Source organism: Pseudomonas sp. SWRI154, assembly GCF_014268645.1.
Classification (GTDB): Bacteria; Pseudomonadota; Gammaproteobacteria; order Pseudomonadales; family Pseudomonadaceae; genus Aquipseudomonas; species Aquipseudomonas marvdashtae.
This window is the reverse complement of sequence record NZ_JABWQW010000003.1, coordinates 118,332-137,613: the sequence shown is the minus strand read 5'-3', so window position 1 is coordinate 137,613 and position 19,282 is coordinate 118,332. Positions and strand designations below refer to the sequence as shown.

General features: G+C 61.5%; 16 protein-coding genes and 1 pseudogene. 7 read left to right on the top strand and 10 right to left on the bottom strand.

The annotated features are described in order from the left end of the window. Positions 1–10: 10 nt before the first annotated feature. From HU806_RS04225 to HU806_RS04205, 5 genes are all read right to left on the bottom strand, one after another. Positions 11–841 (bottom strand): amidohydrolase family protein, encoded by an 831-nt coding sequence (locus HU806_RS04225; RefSeq protein WP_186610061.1) that lies wholly within the window; start codon positions 839–841, stop codon positions 11–13. A 30-nt stretch (positions 842–871) separates the two neighbouring features. Next, positions 872–2,161, bottom strand: a complete 1,290-nt coding sequence (locus HU806_RS04220; protein ID WP_186610059.1) for an MFS transporter — start codon at positions 2,159–2,161, stop codon at positions 872–874. A gap of 134 nt (positions 2,162–2,295) precedes the next feature. Beyond that, positions 2,296–3,027 carry a GntR family transcriptional regulator gene (locus tag HU806_RS04215; RefSeq protein WP_186610058.1) on the bottom strand — a complete coding sequence of 244 codons (732 nt, stop codon included), beginning with the start codon at positions 3,025–3,027 and terminating at the stop codon, positions 2,296–2,298. A 127-nt stretch (positions 3,028–3,154) separates the two neighbouring features. Next, positions 3,155–4,360 (bottom strand): organoarsenical effux MFS transporter ArsJ, encoded by a 1,206-nt coding sequence (gene arsJ / locus HU806_RS04210; RefSeq protein ID WP_186610057.1) that lies wholly within the window; start codon positions 4,358–4,360, stop codon positions 3,155–3,157. Between the two features lie 9 nt (positions 4,361–4,369). Beyond that, positions 4,370–5,374 (bottom strand): ArsJ-associated glyceraldehyde-3-phosphate dehydrogenase, encoded by a 1,005-nt coding sequence (locus HU806_RS04205; RefSeq protein ID WP_186610056.1) that lies wholly within the window; start codon positions 5,372–5,374, stop codon positions 4,370–4,372. Positions 5,375–5,679: 305 nt separating this feature from the next. Between HU806_RS04205 and HU806_RS04200 the strand changes: the two genes are divergently transcribed. Continuing rightward, the gene (locus HU806_RS04200; RefSeq protein WP_186610055.1) at positions 5,680–7,401 is read left to right on the top strand and encodes an amidase; all 1,722 of its coding nucleotides are present in this window, start codon (positions 5,680–5,682) and stop codon (positions 7,399–7,401) included. A gap of 25 nt (positions 7,402–7,426) precedes the next feature. Here the strand turns inward: HU806_RS04200 and HU806_RS26440 are convergent. Continuing rightward, a pseudogene (locus tag HU806_RS26440) lies at positions 7,427–7,560 on the bottom strand (EAL domain-containing protein); the annotation flags it as partial. Between the two features lie 129 nt (positions 7,561–7,689). Here HU806_RS26440 and HU806_RS04195 point away from each other — a divergent pair. The 3 genes from HU806_RS04195 to HU806_RS04185 all read left to right on the top strand — a co-directional run bounded on the left by HU806_RS04195 (position 7,690) and on the right by HU806_RS04185 (position 10,557). After that, entirely contained in the window at positions 7,690–8,118 is a 429-nt protein-coding gene (locus HU806_RS04195; RefSeq protein ID WP_186610054.1) for a helix-turn-helix domain-containing protein, read from the top strand. Positions 8,119–8,160: 42 nt separating this feature from the next. Next, positions 8,161–9,510 carry an OprD family porin gene (locus tag HU806_RS04190; protein WP_186610053.1) on the top strand — a complete coding sequence of 450 codons (1,350 nt, stop codon included), beginning with the start codon at positions 8,161–8,163 and terminating at the stop codon, positions 9,508–9,510. A gap of 96 nt (positions 9,511–9,606) precedes the next feature. Beyond that, a complete protein-coding gene (locus HU806_RS04185) occupies positions 9,607–10,557 on the top strand; it encodes a DNA/RNA non-specific endonuclease (RefSeq protein ID WP_186610335.1) in 951 nt (316 codons plus the stop codon). Positions 10,558–10,623: 66 nt separating this feature from the next. Here HU806_RS04185 and HU806_RS04180 read toward each other — a convergent pair whose 3' ends face one another. From HU806_RS04180 to HU806_RS04165, 4 genes are all read right to left on the bottom strand, one after another. Then, entirely contained in the window at positions 10,624–11,388 is a 765-nt protein-coding gene (locus HU806_RS04180) for an SDR family NAD(P)-dependent oxidoreductase (protein ID WP_186610051.1), read from the bottom strand. A 183-nt stretch (positions 11,389–11,571) separates the two neighbouring features. Then, on the bottom strand, positions 11,572–12,864 hold the full coding sequence (locus tag HU806_RS04175; protein ID WP_186610049.1) for a PQQ-dependent sugar dehydrogenase: 1,293 nt from the start codon (positions 12,862–12,864) through the stop codon (positions 11,572–11,574). Next, the gene (locus tag HU806_RS04170; RefSeq protein ID WP_186610047.1) at positions 12,861–13,289 is read right to left on the bottom strand and encodes a DUF2231 domain-containing protein; all 429 of its coding nucleotides are present in this window, start codon (positions 13,287–13,289) and stop codon (positions 12,861–12,863) included. The genes HU806_RS04175 and HU806_RS04170 overlap by 4 nt, the downstream gene beginning before the upstream one ends. A 136-nt stretch (positions 13,290–13,425) precedes the next feature. Beyond that, positions 13,426–14,349 (bottom strand): LysR family transcriptional regulator, encoded by a 924-nt coding sequence (locus HU806_RS04165; protein ID WP_186610046.1) that lies wholly within the window; start codon positions 14,347–14,349, stop codon positions 13,426–13,428. Between the two features lie 114 nt (positions 14,350–14,463). On the opposite strand from HU806_RS04165, the gene HU806_RS04160 reads away from it, so the two are divergent. The 3 genes from HU806_RS04160 (at position 14,464) to HU806_RS04150 (ending at position 19,277) form a co-directional block, all read left to right on the top strand. Further along, complete coding sequence (locus HU806_RS04160) at positions 14,464–15,459, top strand: aldo/keto reductase (protein ID WP_186610044.1); 996 nt, start codon at positions 14,464–14,466, stop codon at positions 15,457–15,459. A 108-nt stretch (positions 15,460–15,567) separates the two neighbouring features. After that, a complete protein-coding gene (gene potE / locus HU806_RS04155; RefSeq protein ID WP_186610042.1) occupies positions 15,568–16,977 on the top strand; it encodes a putrescine-ornithine antiporter in 1,410 nt (469 codons plus the stop codon). Beyond that, the gene (locus HU806_RS04150; RefSeq protein WP_186610041.1) at positions 16,974–19,277 is read left to right on the top strand and encodes an Orn/Lys/Arg family decarboxylase; all 2,304 of its coding nucleotides are present in this window, start codon (positions 16,974–16,976) and stop codon (positions 19,275–19,277) included. The genes potE and HU806_RS04150 overlap by 4 nt, the downstream gene beginning before the upstream one ends. Positions 19,278–19,282: the final 5 nt, after the last annotated feature.

Below are 19,282 nucleotides of genomic sequence, written 5' to 3'. Positions count from 1 at the left end.
TGAATTCAGGTCAGAACCTGAACAAATGGCGCGGTGTTTCCACCATGAGCGCGCGCATAAGGTGCGCCGAACCCTCTAGTGCATGCAACTGCTGCATCACGGTATCGAAACCGACGTTGCCTTCATATTGGGTGTGCGGCCAGTCACTGCCCCAGACCAGCCGACGCGGGCCTAAACTCTGCTCCAGCAACGCCAATGCGGACCGGGCGAATTCGAGGTTCTCCCGATCCGTCCCGGCCAGCCGGTAGATGCCGGAGACCTTCATCCACACCTGGCCGCCAGTGCCCAGCTCCAGCATCTCGGCAAAGCCTGGCTGGTCAAGGCCCAAACGGGCATCCGGGCGACCGAAATGATCGATCACCACTTGCACGCCAAACGGCATCAGTTGACCAATCAATGCCGACAACTCATTCACGGGCGCATGCAATTCGACGTGCCAGCCCAATCCAGCGAGATCTTCCAGGAAAGCTTTCCACGCCGTCTCGCGAAAATCAGGCAGGGCCTTGCCCATCAGGTTCAAGCGCACACCGACCACACCCAGTCGAGCCATGTCCTCGAGCAAGGCGCGGCTGATACCGGGCTCAACTACCACGACGCCGCGAAGTCGCTCCGGCGCCTGTCGCAGCGCAGCCAGCAAGTAGCCGTTGTCGGTGCCGAGAAAGCTCGGCTGGACCAATACCCCATGGCTCAGGCCGTGGGTTTTCAGGTGTTCCAGATAGTCCGCCAGCGTGGCGTCATAGCCAGGCGTGTAGCGCCGAACAGCCGCCAGTTCCAGCTCGCGACTGAACACATGAGCGTGACAGTCGACGCCGGTGATCGGCGTAGTGCAGGTATCAACCATTGCTTTTCATCTATCGCAAATAAGGAGTGATCAGGCCCGGGCGCTCTCGCTGCCAGATGGAACGGCGGGTGCGGGGGGCGCGGTCGCCTCGAGGCTGCGGCCGCGGGTTTCCGGCAGGCACAGCGCCGCGAGCACCGCCACGCCGTAGGCAATGCCGGCGTCGATGCCGATGGCCGACCCGAGGGACATGGAATCGCTCATATGGCCGACCAGGAACGGGAAGACCGCCGACAGCACCCGACCGAAGTTGTAGCAGAAACCTACGCCGGCACCGCGCACGTCCGCCGGGTACAACTCGTTGAAGAACGCCCCGAGGCTCGCCGGAATGCCCGCGGCGAAGAAGCCGAGCGGGAAGCCGAGGAACAGCATCTGCGTGTTGCTCAGCGGCAGGAACACGTAGCACTGCACGGTCACCACACAGCACAGCGCGAACAGCAGGATGTTCTTGCGCCGGCCAATGCGATCGATCATCAAGCCACTGGCGATACAACCGCACCAGAAGGCAAAGATGATCACCGCCAGATAGCCGCCGGAATTGAGCACCGACAGATTGCGCTCGGTCTTGAGAAACGTCGGCAGCCAAGTCATCACCGCGTGATAACCGCCGTGGGCCCCCAACCCCAACAAGCCGCCGAACAAGGTCACGCGAATCAATTCAGGGCGAAAGATGCCGCCCAGGGATTTGAAAAAACTCTGCGGGATGGCTTGTTCCTTTTGCAGGCGCTGGAAGCTGTCCGGCTCCTCGACGTTGCGACGCACCCAGATAATCAGGAACGACGGCAACAGGCCAACAATGAACATCACTCGCCAGGCCATGTCCTGCGGCACCAGGGAATAGATCAAGGTAAACACCCCGACCGCCAATCCCCAACCCACCGCCCAGGCGCTCTGGACGGTGCCCATGACCTTGCCGCGGTATTTCGGATTGATCGTCTCGGCCATCAGAACCGCGCCGGCAGCCCACTCCCCACCGATTCCGAAGCCTTGCAGGGCCTTGACGATCAGCAACTGGTGAAAGCCGGTGACGAACGCCGACAAGAAGGTGAAGAACGAGAACCACAAAATCATCCATTGCAGCGTTCGTACCCGACCATAACGATCCGATAACGTGCCGCCGACCCAGCCACCGAGGGCCGACGTGACCAGCGTGACGCCGCTGATCAGCCCCGCATCGCCCTTGGACAAGGCGAACGCGGCGATCAATGCCGGGATCGCCAGGCCGAACATCTGTACTTCCAGGGCGTCGAGCGACCAGCCGCCGAAACACGCCCAAAACGTTTTACGCTCCCGAGAAGTGATTTGGCGATACCAGTTGAACATGATTCTTATCCTTACGAGTGGAACGAAAGGCAGCCGAGAGCGAACCGCGCCGCTGCAGGGCCAGTCAGGAAAAACAGAACGACAAGGGCAGCGGCGACCGACTCGCCGTCGGACAGTCCGCTAACCCGGCGAGGTCAGCGGATTTCCACGCTGTAGCGGAAGTGCTCGGCATGCCCCCGCGAACGGCGCCACTCCAGCGGGTTGCCTGCGTAATCTCGGGCCAGACGCTCGATTACCACCACCGGGCTGCTGACCGGAACTTGCAACAAGCGCGCGTGCACTTCGTTGACCGATTCAGCCGTGAGGGTTTCCTGCGCGTAGGCAACCACCTGCCCGCAGATTTCCTCGTAGATCGGATAGAGCAGCGGCCCTTTCTGGTTCAGATCGATCTCCAGCAGCGGCTGGAACCGACTGCGGGGCAACCAGATCTCCTCGGCCAGCACCGGCTCGACTTCCAGCAGACGTACCCGGACGATGCGGATCACCTGCGCATCAACCGGCAACCCCAAGGCCTGCGCGACCGCCGACGGCGCAGGCACCGGCTCGACAGACAGGATGCGACTCTCCGGGACCCGACGTTCACCGGACGCAGACTGAAAGCGAAAAAAACGAAACAACGATGACTGAAACTGAGGACGACGAATAAACGTACCCCGACCCTGCTGCCGCTCCAGCACGCCCTCGCTGACCAACGCATCGATCGCTTTGCGCACCGTGCCGGTGGACAGCTGGTACTCGGCTGAAAGCGCCGCCTCAGTGGGAATCGCCTCGCCCGGGCGCCAGCGATTATTGGCGATCTGTTCGGCCAACTGGTCGCGTAAACGTTGATAAAGCGGCAGGCGGGCGTCGCTGGACAGGGCGTTCATAAGACTACATTCACCTTGTTATCTAGTCATATATATGAATTCAGACCGAGTATTTGCTTCGAGCCGCATCGTTGTCAAGACGGACCCTGGCATTTTGCAGACCAACGGAAACAGCGAGCGCAGCGAATCAGTGCGCTGCGTGACGAGGCAACGCCAACGAAATCAAGGCAGCCAGCAATACGAACGCACTGGAAATCCACAGGCACGCCGCCAACCCGTACCCTTGGTAGACCCAACCGGAAAGCAGCGTTCCGGCCAGCCGTCCGATGGCGTTGGACATGTAATAGAAACCCACGTCCAGCGACACGCCGTCTTCCTTGGCGTACGACACGATCAGGTAGCTGTGCAGGGAAGAATTCACCGCGAACAGCGCGCCAAAGATCATCAGCCCGCCCAACAATACCGCTTGCTCTGACAGCCCCAGCGCTATCACCGCCGGCAAGCCCGCCAACGCCAGCGCCCAGAGGAACGCGGCGCGTCCATCCGGGACCTGCCCGCGTTTCTTGCCGGTGATGTTCGGCGCCAGGGATTGCACGATGCCGTAGCCGATGACCCACGCGGCGAGAAATCCGCCCACGGTCCAGAAATCCCAGCCGAAGACACTGCTCAGGTAGACCGGCAAGGCCACCACAAACCAGACATCCCGGGCACCGAACAGGAACATCCGCGCCGCAGACAAGATATTGATCGCTCGGCTCTTGGACAGGATGTCGCGAAACCGGGGCTTGGCCTTTGCCTTGCCCAGGTCCTTCTTCAATAGGATCAGGCTACCGACCCAGATCAGAGCCAACACGAAGGCCATCGCCAACAACGCGCCCTGGAATCCGATCAATGCGAGCAAGGCCCCGCCGAGGAAAAAGCCGACGCCCTTGAGCGCGTTCTTCGAACCGGTGAGGATCGCTATCCAGCGATAAAGCCTGCCCTGCTCACCATCAGGCACCAGGAGCTTGATGGAGCTCTTGGCGCTCATCTTGTTCAGGTCCTTGGCGATTCCCGACAGCGCCTGGGCCATCATCACCCAGGCGACGGTCAGCCAGGCGCAAGGAACTGTCAGCATCAGCAGCGCCACGACTTGCAGGCCCAAGCCGATATTCATCGTCCGGTTCAGGCCCAGCCGGGCACCGAGGTAGCCGCCCAGCAGGTTGGTGACGACGCCGAAGAGTTCGTAGAACAGAAACAGCGCGGCGATCTGCAAAGGGCTGTAGCCCAGCGCGTGGAAATGCAGGACCACCAACATGCGCAAGGCGCCGTCGGTGAGGGTAAAAGCCCAGTAATTGCCGGTGACGAGCAGGTACTGCCGGACAGGCGGAGCGAGGGCCGAAAGCATTTTCATCGCGGTTCCTCAGACAGCCAGGCCGACCATCCGGGCCAGTTCGACGGTACGATTGGCGTAGCCCCATTCGTTGTCGTACCAGGCGTAGAGTTTGACCTGGGTGCCGTTGATGACCATCGTCGACAACGCATCGATGATCGAGGAACGCGGATCGGTGCGGTAGTCGACGGACACCAGTGGACGCTCTTCGAAACCGAGGATGTCCTTGAGCCCGTGCTCGGAAGCGTCCTTGAGAAAACGGTTCACTTCCTCGACCGTGGTGGCTCGCTCTACCTCGAACACGCAATCGGTCAGCGAAGCGTTGGCCAACGGCACCCGTACGGCGTGGCCGTTGAGGCGTCCGCGCAGTTCGGGAAAGATTTCGGCGATGGCGGTGGCCGAGCCGGTACTGGTGGGAATCAGGCTCATGCCGCACGCCCGTGCGCGACGCAGGTCCTTGTGCGGCTGATCGAGAATGCTCTGGGTGTTGGTCAGGTCATGAATGGTGGTGATCGAACCGTGGCGGATGCCGAGCTTTTCATGGATCACTTTCACCACCGGCGCCAGGCAGTTGGTCGTGCACGAGGCCGCAGTGACGATGCGGTGCTGATCGGGCCTGAACAAATGATGATTGACGCCCATGACGATGTTCAAAGCGCCCTGCTCTTTCACCGGAGCACTGACCACCACGCGCTTCACGCCTTGGTCGAGATAAGCCTGGAGCACGGCAACCGTCTTCATCTTGCCGCTGGCTTCGATCACCAGATCGCAGCTCGACCAGTCGGTATCGGCAATGGCTTTGTTGGCGGTGACTTTGATGCGTTTACCGTCGATGACAAGGCAGTCGCCCTCGGCGCCGGCTTGGTTATGCCAGCGACCGTGCACCGAATCGAAGTTGAGCAGATGCGCATGGGTCGCCGCGTCACCCGCCGGATCGTTGATCTGCACGAACTCGAACTCAGGCCAGCCCCAGGCAGCTCGCAGCGCGAGGCGACCGATGCGTCCGAAACCGTTGATGCCAATTTTGATCGTCATGGGGAGGCTCTTTCTCAGTGAAAGCTAACTGGGGTCATATGCGGGAAAACGAATATATGTTTTTTCGCATGCAAATAGAAGCGCAGATCTTTCGAGCATTGATGTCCGGCGGGGTCGATGCGAGGTTTCGCTAAATCCCCTCGCCACGGGTCATCGCTATTCTTGTGAACGACAGTGCCCTCGGGTCGCGCTCTCGTAGTAGAGTCTCCACCCGATGTCAGAATCCATTTCGAAAGACGTGAGCGCCGGACATCTCGTTCGAACGACTCGCATCACGTCATTCGCCCAGCCGCAGCGATAACAACATGATTGAAATCACCGAAATCTCGATTGCCCAGCTCCGGGCTGCGCTCGAATCCGGCCAGACCACGGCGGTCGAGCTGGTCCAGGCGTACCTTGCCCGGATCGACGCCTACGACGGCCTGGACACCACCACCGCCCTCAATGCGGTGGTGGTTCGCAACCCCGATGCGCTGGACGAAGCGCGGGCGTCCGATGCCCGTCGGGCCAAGGGCCAGACGTTGGGCCCGCTCGACGGCATTCCCTACACCGCCAAGGACAGTTACCTGGTGAAGGGGCTCACCGCCGCCTCCGGAAGCCCGGCGTTCAAGGATCTGGTTGCCTATCGCGACGCCTTCACCATTGAACGACTGCGCGGCGCCGGGGCCATCTGCCTGGGCAAGACCAACATGCCGCCGATGGCAAACGGCGGGATGCAGCGCGGCGTGTATGGCCGCGCTGAAAGCCCATACAACGGCGATTACCTCACCGCGCCGTTCGCCTCGGGCTCTTCAAACGGCGCGGGCACTGCCACTGCCGCCAGTTTCGCCGCCTTCGGCCTGGCGGAAGAAACCTGGTCGAGCGGACGCGGCCCGGCCTCGAACAATGGCTTGTGTGCCTACACCCCTTCGCGCGGGGTGATTTCGGTGCGCGGCAACTGGCCGTTGACACCCACCATGGACGTCGTCGTGCCTTACGCCAGGACCATGGCCGACCTGCTCGAAGTATTGGACGTGGTAGTGGCGAATGATCCCGATACTCGCGGAGACCTTTGGCGCCTGCAGCCTTGGGTACCGATTCCGCCCGTGGATTCGATTCGTCCCGCCTCGTACCAAAGCCTCGCCGCCCAACCGGATACGCTGGCCGGCATCCGTTTCGGCGTGCCGCGCATGTACATCAACGCCGACCCGGAAGCGGGCACGGCGCAAAAGCCGGGAATCGGTGGCCCGACCGGTCAACGAATCATCACTCGTGCGTCGGTGATTGCCCTTTGGGAAGAGGCCCGCAAGGCGTTGGAGGCCCAAGGCGCGGAAGTGATCGAAGTGGATTTCCCGTTGGTGTCCAACTGCGAGGGCGATCGTCCTGGCGCACCGACCGTCTTCACTCGCGGCCTGGTTTCCAAGGAATTCCTCCACCATGAATTATGGGATCTGTCGGCCTGGGCATTCGATGATTTCCTGCGGGCCAACGACGATCCGAAACTCAATCGCCTGGCCGACGTCGACGGACCGCTGATTTTTCCTCACGATCCCGGCACCCTGCCCAACCGCGAGGATGACCTGGCCGCCGGCATGGACGAATACGTGAAGATGGCCCAACGCGGCATCACGCCGTGGGACCAGATTCCGACCTTGCCTGACGGATTGCGTGGACTCGAAGAGACACGCCGGATCGATCTCGAAGACTGGATGCAGCGGCTTGGCCTGGATGCGGTGATCTTCCCCACCGTGGCCGACGTCGGCCCAGCGGACGCGGACGTCAATCCGGCATCTGCCGACATCGCCTGGAGCAACGGGGTTTGGGTCGCCAACGGCAACCTCGCCATACGCCACCTGGGCGTGCCCACGGTCACCGTGCCGATGGGCGTGATGGCGGACATCGGCATGCCTGTAGGGCTGACATTCGCCGGCCGAGCCTATGACGATTCGAAGCTGTTGCAGCTGGCCTCGGCGTTCGAGGCGATGGGCTCGAAACGAATGATTCCGCCGCGCACGCCGCCGTTGTCGAGTGATGGGCAACAGGCCTGACGGCGACTCAAGCCTACGGACCATCCACCCGCTCGCCTTCGGTCACTTCGAACATGAGCCTGTCCGAGGAAAATCCGATTGGCGCGCGGCCTCCAGTGTCGCCCGTATAAAGGTCTCGGCCCGGTACACGGCGTTGGGCAGGAAGTTGATGCTGATTAACAACGTTTAACTCGCGCGATCGCGCGGCCTCACCAAGAATGTGACGCTCTGTCCAGACCCTTTAAAGCGGGAGGCGGTGCCCTATCGCGCGGTACGCGGGCGCGCTTCCTACTGACACGGATTTTTGTCATGGCCCTCGCATCGCTCATCGCCGTCAGCACGCCCGTCACGCCCGTCACGCCAACAGCCAAGACCACCGGCGGCCTGTCGCCCTGGCGCGAAAACCTGGTCAAGAAAATGATTCTCGATGGGCTGAGCGAGACGTTGGAAATCGCCCGGCTGGCCGAGGCATGCGCCCTGTCCCGCAGCCATTTCTCCCGAGCCTTCAAGCGCAGCACCGGCCAATCCCCCCAAGCCTGGATCCGTGCCCAGCGCATAGCCAGGGCCAAGCAGCTGATGCAGAGCACTGATCTGACCCTGACGCAAATCAGCCTGGAATGCGGCTTCTGCGACCAGGCGCATTTCTGTCACCTCTTCACCCACAGCGCAGGCATCAGTCCGTTTGCCTGGCGGTCTCGGGTCCAACGTGCGCAGCCCTATGTACTTGGCACCGTGTGACTCCACGCATTTTTCGCCAAACTATTCACACGGAAATGAAGCATGTCGCCTGCAACAAAAAACACCGTCGGTCCCGGGCCCATGCCAGCGGCCCTGAAACCGCTTTGGCTCCTGGCCTTGCTGGCGGGAAGCGCCCCCACAATGGCGGCGCAAACCGTCGATGGTTTTGTCGAAGGAGCAACGCTTGAAATACTGAGCCGCAACTTTTACCTCAACAATGACTACCGCTCCCCTACCCCGGCAGGCAAAAGCTACAAGCAGGAATGGGCCCAGGGTTTCATCGCATCGTTCGAGTCCGGTTTCAGCGCCGGCACCGTCGGTGTCGGCATCGACGCCCATGGTTTCCTGGGGCTGAAACTGGACGGTGGCAAAGGCCACTCCGGAACCGGGTTATTGCCGCTGGACGACGACGGCCGTAGCGAGGATCAATATTCCAGCGCAGGCGGTGCGCTAAAGATCAAGGCATCTCGAACCACCCTGGCACTGGGCGAAATGACCGTGCAAACCCCGGTGTTCGATACAGCGGACAAACGCCTGCAACCGGAATACGCCAGCGGCGTGTTGCTGACCAGTCGCGAAATCGAGGAGATCGACCTGCACGCCGGCCATTTCCATGCCTTCAAGAACCAGGACGCTTCCACCGCGAGGGCGGATTTTTCCGGGTACGGGGCAACCACCCGCCACGGCAGCATCGACTTCGTGGGTGCCGATCTGTTCAACGGCCGCCCAGTGGGTGGCGCCGTGTACGCCTCCGAATTGAGCGACACCTGGCGCCAGTACTACACCAACCTGCACGCCACCTTTGGCGATCTGTTCGTCGACGGCAATCTGTATCACACCCGCGACCAAGGCCAGGCCGCCGCGGGTGCCATCGACAACACCGCCTACAGCCTCTTGGGCAAATACCGGCGCGATGCCCAGGCGTTCACCGTGGCCTATCAGAAAATCAACGGCAACACGCCGTTTGACTTCGTCGGTGGCGACTCCATTTACCTGGCCAACTCGATCAAATACGCCGACTTCAATGGCCCCGGCGAACACTCCTGGCAAGCACGCTATGACCTCGACCTTGGCGCGCTGGGCATCCCCGGCCTGGGTTTCATGGCCCGCTATGTGACCGGTAGTGGAATAGATGGCAGCCATGCCCCCCAGGGCGGCGCCTACAACCCGTTCGACACCGACACCGGGACCTACAGCCCGCAACAAAGAGACGGCGGCCGTCACTGGGAACGCGACCTGGACCTGCACTATGTCGTGCCGTCGGGCCCAGCCAAGGACTTGTCGCTGCAGCTGTCCCATGTCACCCACCGTGCCAACGACGCCCAGGCGGGCGACGACATCGACAGGCTCTACATCGTTATCCAATACCCGCTCAAGCTGGGGCCGTTCTGAAGGAAAACATCATCAAAGCTTCACGGCGCCGACGGCATGATGATCGTTATCGAGCCCGCTCGTAGCAACGTTTATCAGCCCAGCGAGGAAGCGCCCATGTCGTCAGCAGGAACACCGATAGATGTCTCCCATCGACCACGACTGGCGGATCTCAAGCCGCTCGTTCAGCCAGTGCGACCGGTTGCCAATGAGCTGCGCCAGCCGACGGAACCCAGGGTCACCCCGGCAGCGCAATTGGAAAACCGCGAGGGGTACCGCAGCGATTTCCTCGGCGGGTTCATTGTGCCCTGGCCCGCCCTTGATGCCGAGCAGGCAAAGGATGTCTATTCAACAGGCAACACCGATAACCGCCTGGATTACACCCATTTCTCCATCACGATGTCGCGACATCGACGATTGGCGCTCGTTGCGGGGGTCAACATCGACGGCGCCAGCAGTGTCGAAATCGACCGCAAGCGCGATGCCTGGGCCTATGACGGTCGGCTGCCCAGCGACGCACAGATCGGCGAAGCACTCTACGCCGACAATCTGTTGGATCGCGGCCACCTCGTCAGGCGCCAGGATCCGAACTGGGGCCAAGAGGCGCACACGGCCAATGGCGACACGTTCCACTTCACCAATTGCTCGCCGCAAATGGCGGCCTTCAATCAGAAAACCTGGTTGGAGCTCGAGGACTACATCCTCGACAACACCCGCCGCTGGAAAGGCAGAGCGACAGTGTTCACCGGGCCGCTGTTTCGCGAGGATGACCCCACCTACAGAGATGTACAAATTCCCAGCGCATTCTGGAAAGTCGTGGCATTTCTCAGCGACGACGGCAAGCCATCCGCGAGTGCCTATATGATTGACCAGCAGCGCGAGCTCGGGAAACTTCAACTGGTATTCGGCGCGCTTAAAACCTACCGGCACAGCGTCGACCAGGTTGAATCACTCACGGGCATTCGCTTCGGTGGCCTGGCTGACTACGATGGTTTTTCCAACGAGGAACGCTTGACGGGAACACGGATTGAAGCGGCAATCCGGGGTCCGGAGGATATTCTGCTTTAGCGGCCCGACCGGCGCCCGAGGTGTGTGCGCCGGCGGGCTCTCAGCGGTCGCTCCCGCTCCGCAGGATCAGCCGGCGGTGACAGTCATGCCGCCATCGGCCATGACCACCGAACCGACCATGAAACTGGCGCGGTCCGACGCCAGGAAGGCGACCACCTCGGCGATTTCTTCCGGCTGCGCGGCGCGGCCGATAGGGGCTGCTTCACCGTGTTGGGCGAGGAACGCCGCGCCATCTTCCACCACGTCATTGAGAATATTGGTGACCACATCGCCGACACCGACCGCATTGACGCGAATGCCATGCTCGATGACTTCCAGCGCCAACGTGCGAGTCAGTTGCGCCAGTGCACCCTTGGACGCGGTGTAGGCGGCAATGGTCGGGAAAGCAAAATAGGAGGCATAAGAGGCAATGTTGACGATGGCCCCCGACTTGTTGGGCATCATTGCCTTGACGGCTTCGCGAGAATGCAGGAACGCCGCGGTGGCGTTGACTGCCTGGATGCGTTCCCAGTCCTGGCGCGTCATGTCGACGACCAACTTGTTGATGATGATCCCGGCGTTATTGACCAGGATATCCAGCCGGCCGAACTGCTCCACCGCCAGGCCCACCGCGCGCTCGGCGGCGCCGTCCTCGGTAATGTCGGCCACCAGCGGTACCAGCCCCGGACGGGCCAGCTCGTTGACGGCGGGGTTGATGTCCTCGGCAATCACCTTGGCGCCACGGGTATGCAGCATCAGGGCGATGGCCTTGCCAATACCGCTGGCGGCGCCGGTCACCAGCGCGACTTTGCCTTCGACTTCGTTGGGAATGTTGTGTTTGAAATCGCTCATGGTCGTTCTCCTCGTTTACAGCCGACGAGGTATTCGCCGGCGCGCTGTCGTGATGACGGCTTCACTGTCGCGCAAAGAGGGTTAACGGGCTTTGGTGATGCTGCGGGGGCTGTCGGGGTTTTGCGCGAATCTGCAAAACCGACGGGATAGCCCGGGACGACGGCGCGCCCCGGGCCTCATCAACTATGGCTTGCGCGTGACCCTCCACACTGTGTTCGCCAGGTCATCAGCAATGATCAACGCACCCCGCGGATCGACCGTCACGCCGACGGGGCGTCCACGGGTCTTGCCATCGGAACCGCGGAAGCCCGTGGCGAAGTCCACCGCCTCACCCGCAGGGCGACCGTCGCGGAACGGCACGAAGATCACTTTGTAGCCCACCGGCTGATCACGGTTCCAACTGCCGTGCTCGCCAACGAACGCGCCTTCGGCGAACTGCTCGCCCATGGCCGGAATCGAGAAATCGACACCGAGCGCGGCGACGTGGGATCCCAGGCTGTAATCGGGTTTGACCGCAGCGGCGACTTTTTGCGGATCCTGTGGCTGCGCACGTGGGTCGACGTTCTGCCCCCAATAGCTGTAGGGCCAGCCGTAAAACGCACCTTCGCGCACCGAGGTCAGGTAGTCCGGCACCAGGTCCGGCCCCAGTTCGTCCCGTTCGTTGACCACCGCCCACAGCTGGCCGGAGCCAGGCTCGACCTTCAGCGCCGTTGGATTGCGCAGACCGGTCGCGTAGGGTTTGTGAGCGCCCGTCTCGGCGTCGATCTGCCAGACCATGGCCCGGTCGATCTCGACTTCCATGCCGCGCTCGGTGACGTTGCTGTTCGAGCCTATGCCGACGTACAGCGAGCGACCGTCAGGGCTGGCGGTCAGTGCCTTGGTCCAGTGGTGGTTGATCGCCGACGGCAGGTCGGTGACCTTGACGGGCGGGCCGCTGGCCTTGGTCTGGCCGTCTGCGTAATCAAAGCGAACCAGCGCATCCTGGTTGGCCACGTACAGCTTGCCGTTGGCAAACGCCAGGCCATACGGCGCGTTGAGGTTTTCGGCGAAGACCGTCTTGAGCTCGTAAGTGCCGTCGCCGTCAGCATCGCGCAACAACGTGAGGCGGTTGCCGCCCTTGACCTGGGTGTTGCCCTTGGCCTTGATGACGCTGGCAATCACGTCCTTGGGCTTGAGCTTCGCGGCGTTTCCGCCACGGCCCTCGGCGACGATAATGTCGCCGTTTGGCAAGACCAGCGTTTGACGCGGGATCTTCAGATCGGTCGCAATGGCGGTGATGTCGTAGCCTTGGGGCACCGTCGGCTTCTGGTCTCCCCACGCCACCGGCTCGGCGATTTTCATGCTGGGCAACAGCCCACGCTGGGGCTCGGGCAATTTAGGGTCGGGACCCAGTGCCTGGGTCGCGTCCCCTTCGCCTCCGCAAGCGCTCAGCAGCAGCGCCATGCTCAAGGCGGTCAATGCGATGCGCGGCTTCATTGCTCACCTCCCGAACGCAGGTTGGTAAGGCCGACCCACGCGGCCACGCAGGCCAGCAGCGTCGCGATGACAGACAGCACGAGGCCTTGGGGCATGATGGCCCAGGCGTCCTTGGCGTGCTCGAAAGCGTTGACCAACCCGAGGACCCAAGTGACCAGCAACAGCAGGAAGTACGCCACCGGACGCCCGGCCTTGCGTTCGGCCCGGAGCAGGTTGACCAGGGCGAACACCAGCGCCAGTCCACAAAACACCAGCCCACCGGCAATCAGCCACGAGGCAAAATTGCTCCACTGGATCTGATACGTCTTGAAGTAAGCGATGTCGCTCAATAGCGCGCCGAGAAACAAGGGAACGGTGCCCGCCAGCAAGACCGCGTGGAGCGGTCCTGGCGTGCTTCGGTAGAGGGGATGAGCGGTAACGGTCATTGGCAACTCCTTTTCGTTCAGCGGCCCTGATCGTTATCTGGTGAGAGGCCGATCAGGGTTGCGTTGATGACGCTAGGAAAATGATCGCGCTGCCAAGGCGTTAGTTCCGATATTTTCGTTGGCCCAGGATCTTCGGCTATATCTTCACCATCAGTTCCCCCTGCGCATCCGCCACGCCATGCAGCAGCTCGATCACCCAATCGATAAACACCCGTACCCGGGGCGACAGTTGTCGATGTGGTGGGTAGACCATTGAAATTGGCCATAACGGCACCGGATGGTCCTTCAACACCTCTATCAGCCGGCCCTCGGCCAACTGCCGTTGAACGTGATAGCGCGGCACCTGGACCAAACCGAACCCGGCTTCGCAGGCCGTCACGTAGGCGTCGGCATTGTTGACGGTCAGTTCGCCCGGGAGTTGCAACTCGCGCACCTGCCCTGCGACTTCGAATTCAAACGGGAAAAATCGTCCGCCGCCGGATGCAAAGCGGATGGCCTGGTGCGCAGTCAAATCCTCCGGTCGCAGCGGCGTTCCGGCGCGAGCCAGGTAACTCGGGCTGGCGCATGTGAGCTGGGACAATCGCACGATGGGTCGTGCCACCAATGCCTGGTCAGTGATGTTGCCGGCGCGGATTGCGCAGTCCACGCCCTCGCGCTGCAAGTGCACTTGGCGGTCATGAAAACCGATGTCCAGTTGCAACTGTGGATAGCGCCGATAAAAGTCCGGCAAGTTCGGCACGATCCAGGTGCAGCCGAAGGCGATGGGCATGTCCACCCGCAAGGTGCCGCGAGGCTGGCTGCGTTGCGCAGACAGCGAGGCTTCGAGATCGTCCAATTCATCCAGCAATTGGCCGCAGCGCTGGTAATAGGCTTCGCCATCGAGCGTGGCGCGCACTTGCCGCGTCGTGCGCTGCAGCAGTTGCACCCCCAGATGACCTTCGAGTTGTTGAATCAACAGGCTGACCGTGGCGCGTGGCAAGCCAAGATCATCGGCCGCCCTGCCAAAACCGCCCAACTCAACGATGCGCCGGAACACCTGCATGGCTTGTAATCGGTCCATAAACGACACCCACTATTCAGAAATCACGAATAGTTAAACCAGATTCGCCAGGTTTATCCAGAAATTCAGGTGCGGGACACTGGCCCTGTCATTCATTTCTTTGGAGTCAACCGCATGATCACTCGCCAACTCGGCCAAAAAGGCCCACACGTCAGCGCTATCGGCCTGGGCTGCATGGGCATGTCGGACTTCTACACCACCGGAATCGATCCGCAAGAAGCCATTGCCACGCTCCACCGCGCCGTGGAGCTGGGCGTGACGCTGTTCGATACCGCCGACATGTATGGGCCTTACACCAACGAGACACTGCTCGGACAAGCCTTGCGTGGCAAGCGTGAAGGGATCTACCTGGCGAGCAAGTTCGGCCTGGTGCGCAGCGAAGATCCCCACGCCCGGGGCGTCAATGGGCACCCCGATTACGTCCGACAGTCCGTCGACGGCAGTCTCGAGCGCCTCGATACCGATTACCTGGACCTCTATTACCAACACCGCATTGACCCGCAGGTGCCGGTCGAAGAGACGGTTGGCGCAATGGCGGAGCTGGTCAAGGCCGGCAAGGTGCGCCATATCGGTCTCTCGGAGGCCAGCGCCGAAACTATCCAGCGGGCGCATGCGGTGCATCCTTTGGCGGCCGTGCAAAGCGAATACTCGCTGTGGTCCAGGGAGCCCGAGCACAACGGCGTGCTGGAAACCTGCCGGCGCCTGGGGATCGCCTTCGTCGCCTATAGCCCATTGGGTCGCGGTTTCCTGACGGGCGAACTGAAGGCCCCGGAGGATTTTGCCGCCGATGACTATCGCCGCTTCAATCCACGCTTCGAGGCCGACAATTTCTATCGCAACCTCGCGCTGGTCGAGCGGGTCAAGGCGTTGGCTGCGCAGAAACACATCAGCGCCTCACAATTGGCCCTGGCCTGGGTACTGGCCCAAGGGAGCAACGTGATCCCGATCCCGGGAACGAAACAGCGCAAATACTTGGAGAGCAACGTAGCCGCGATCGAGGTTTCCCTGAGCGCCGATGAATTGAATCATCTGGATGAAATTTTTGGCGCCCAAGGAGCCGTGGCGGGTGAGCGATACGACGCTCAGGTGATGACTTTGCTCGACGGCTGAACAGCAACACGGTTGAGTTGCTGAAGGTAACGGCCCGGCCTTTTCTTGCTTACCGAAAATCCTCTGCTATAGCTTAAGGCCGTTACTTTACGTATCTGAGGCAAGGGAATGTCAGTCGCCAAGAAAATGAGCGTGGGGCAGCTGACCATGCTGACCGCCGTCAACATGCTCGGCTCGGGCATCGTGTTGCTGCCGACCAAACTCGCCGAAGTGGGCGGTATCTCGATTCTTTCCTGGCTGATCACCGCCACGGGCTCGCTGGCATTGGCCTACGCCTTTGCCCGCTGCGGCATGCTCAGCCGCAAGACCGGCGGAATGGGCGGATACGCTGAGTACACCTTCGGCAAGTCCGGCAACTACATCACCAACTACACCTACGGCCTTTCGCTGCTGATTGCCAACGTGGCGATCAGCATCACCGCCGTCGGCTATATCCAGACGCTCTTCAGTATCCAGCTCGACTCGCTGCAGGTCGGCCTGGCAACCATCGCATTATTGTGGCTGACCACCTTTGCCAATTTCGGCGGGGCACGCATTACCGGCAAGATTGGCGCCGTGACAGTCTGGGGGGTGATAGCCCCGGTGGTGCTGGTTTCGACAGTCGGTTGGTTCTGGTTCGACAGCAGCATCTACGCAGCCGGTTGGAACCCTCACGACATGAGCTGGTACGAAGCGGCCGGGGCTTCCGTGGCGATCACCCTCTGGGCGTTCCTGGGGCTGGAGTCGGCGTGCGCCAACGGCGACGCAGTGGAGAATCCCGAGAAAAACGTGCCGATCGCGGTACTCGGTGGGACGCTGGGCGCTGCGGTGATCTACATCGTTTCAACCAACGTCATTGCCGGCATCGTCGACAACGCCGAGCTGGTCTCCTCCACGGCGCCGTTCGGCCTGGTCTTCGCCAAGATGTTCAACCCGCTGATCGGAAACGTGGTCATGGGCCTGATGGTGATGGCGTGTGTCGGCTCGCTGCTCGGCTGGCAGTTCACCGTTGCGCAGGTCTTCAAGAGCTCGGCGGACACCGGTTACTTCCTGCCAATCTTCGCCAAGGCCAACAAGCATGGCGTGCCGATCGTGAGCATGCTGATCCTGCTGGCGATGCAGACAGCGTTGGCATTGCTGACCATCAGCCCTGACCTCGCCAAGCAATTCGACACCTTGGTGAACCTCGCCGTGGTCACCAACCTGGTGCCCTACATCCTCTCCATGGCGACGCTGGTCACCCTGCAAAAAATATCGGATGTCCCGGCCAACAAGGCCCTGGTCACCAATATTGTCGCGGGCGTTGCCGCGGCCTACAGCTACCTGGCGCTCTACAGCTCGGGGGAACAGGCGCTGATGCTGGGCGGCGTGGCAGTCATCGTCGGCTATACGCTGTTCGGCTACGTCAATACCCGCCTGATCCGTCTTGAAGCGTTGAACAATAGCGTACCGACCCAGACCGTCGCGGCGCAGCACATCGTTGGCGAGCCCATTCCCGTCAACCACCTGAAGACGGCCAACCTGGAGGCTTTGCCATGACGGAACAGCGAAATCTTTTGGGAATGCTGGCTTTGCTGGTGTCCAACGCGCCAGACAAGCGCAGCGTGTTCGGTCGAGCACTGATCCAGTTGATCAGCGATGTGGAAGAGCGCGCCGTCAGTGTGCTGACCTCCGAAAACCTGAGCGATGCCAAGTCGATCCTGAGCTCCGACCCGGCGATCCAGTGCGTGCTGCTCAGTTGGGAAATAGACACCAGCGAAGACCACCGCGAATGCATCGACTTGCTCACCGCGCTACGCGAGCGCAACACCCGGGTGCCGGTGTTCCTGATCAGCGATCGCAGCACCGCATCCAACGTACCGCTGATCGTCATGCAATATGCCGATGACTTCATCTGGCTGCCCGAGGACACCAGCCGCTTCCTGAGCGGACGGATCCTGGCGGCCATCGAGCGCTATCGCCAGGCGGTACTGCCGCCGATGTTCGGCGCCCTGCTGAAGTTCGCCCGCAGCTACGAGTACTCCTGGCATACGCCGGGGCACGCCGGTGGCACGGCTTTTCTGAAAAGCACGGCGGGCCGGGCGTTCTACGAGTTTTTCGGTGAGAACCTGCTGCGTTCGGACCTGTCGATCTCCGTCGGCGAACTGGGTTCGCTGCTCGACCACAGCGGCCCTATCGGCCAGGGCGAGCGCTACGCCGCCAAGGTGTTCGGTGCGCATCGCACCTACTACGTCACCAATGGCTCGTCGATGTCCAACCGGGTCATCCTCATGGCCAGCGTGACGCGCGACCAGATCGCGCTGTGTGATCGCAACTGCCATAAATCCGCCGAGCACGCGATGACCCTGTCCGGGGCAATTCCGACTTACCTGGTGCCGACCCGCAACCGCTTCGGCATCATCGGCCCGATCCTGCCACAGACCCTCAGCGCCGAAGGCGTGAAGGCCGCCATCGCCAGCAATCCACTGGTCAAGAGCCACATCGACCCGACGCCGGTGCACGCCATCATCACCAACTCAACTTACGATGGCCTGACCTACAACGTTACCCGCGTCGAGGAACTGCTGGGGCAAAGTGTCGACCGCCTGCATTTCGACGAGGCCTGGTATGGCTATGCGCGGTTCAATCCGTTGTACAAGGACCGCTTTGCAATGCACGGCAGTCCGGACGATCACGACCCGTCGAAACCGACCGTGTTCGCCACCCAGTCCACGCATAAATTGCTCGCGGCGCTGTCCCAGGCCTCGATGATCCACGTGCGCAACGGGCGCAACCCGATTCCTCATGGGCGCTTCAATGAGTCGTACATGATGCATGCCTCCACCTCGCCCAATTACGCGATCATGGCCTCATGCGATGTCAGCTCGGCCATGATGGAGGCGCCAAGCGGGCAGATCCTGACCAGCGAAGCAATCGAGGAAGCCGTCGCCTTCCGCCAGGTCATCTCGCATATGCAAAGCGAGATGTTCAGCCATGACGACTGGTTCTTCTCCTGCTGGCAACCGCCATCGGTGCAGGTGGATGGACAGGCGATTCTATTTCACGAGGTCGATCCGGCCAGGCTCAAGGTTGACCCGAGTTGCTGGGTGCTGCACCCCAATGAGGTCTGGCATGGCTTCGGTGACATTGAAGACGGCTACTGCATGCTCGATCCGATCAAGGTCTCGGTCCTCAGCCCCGGAATGGGCGATGACGGCAATCTGCTGGACTTCGGCATCCCGGCGTGCGTGCTCACCGCCTATCTCGGCAGGCAGGGTATCGTGGTGGAAAAAACCACTGACTTCACCATCCTGTTCCTGTTTTCCATTGGCATCACCAAAGGCAAATGGGGCACATTGGTCAACGCCCTGCTCGACTTCAAGCGCGACTACGATGAGAACCTGGAACTGGAGCTGTGCCTGCCCGACCTGGTGAGTGCCAACCAGCAACGCTACGCGGGCATGGGCCTCAAGGACCTGGCCGAAGAGATCTTCGCCGCCATGAAAAAAACCAAGACCACCGCTGCCATGGCCGAGGCCTTCGGCATGCTGCCCACGGCGCAGTTCAGCCCGGTGGAGGCTTATGAAAAACTGGTGAGGAACGAGATCGAAACGGTGACCTTGGAAGAAGCCGCCGGCCGGATTGCGGCAACGGGCATCGTCCCGTACCCGCCGGGAATTCCCCTGCTGATGCCAGGGGAAAACGCAGGACCTGCGGACGGGCCGATACTGACCTACCTCAAGGCGCTGGAAAACTTTGACCGATCATTCCCCGGCTTCACCCATGACACCCATGGGATTGAGAACGAGTCAGGCGTCTATCAGTTGCTGGTACTGAAACAGGACGCGGCCGGCCAGTGATCGAT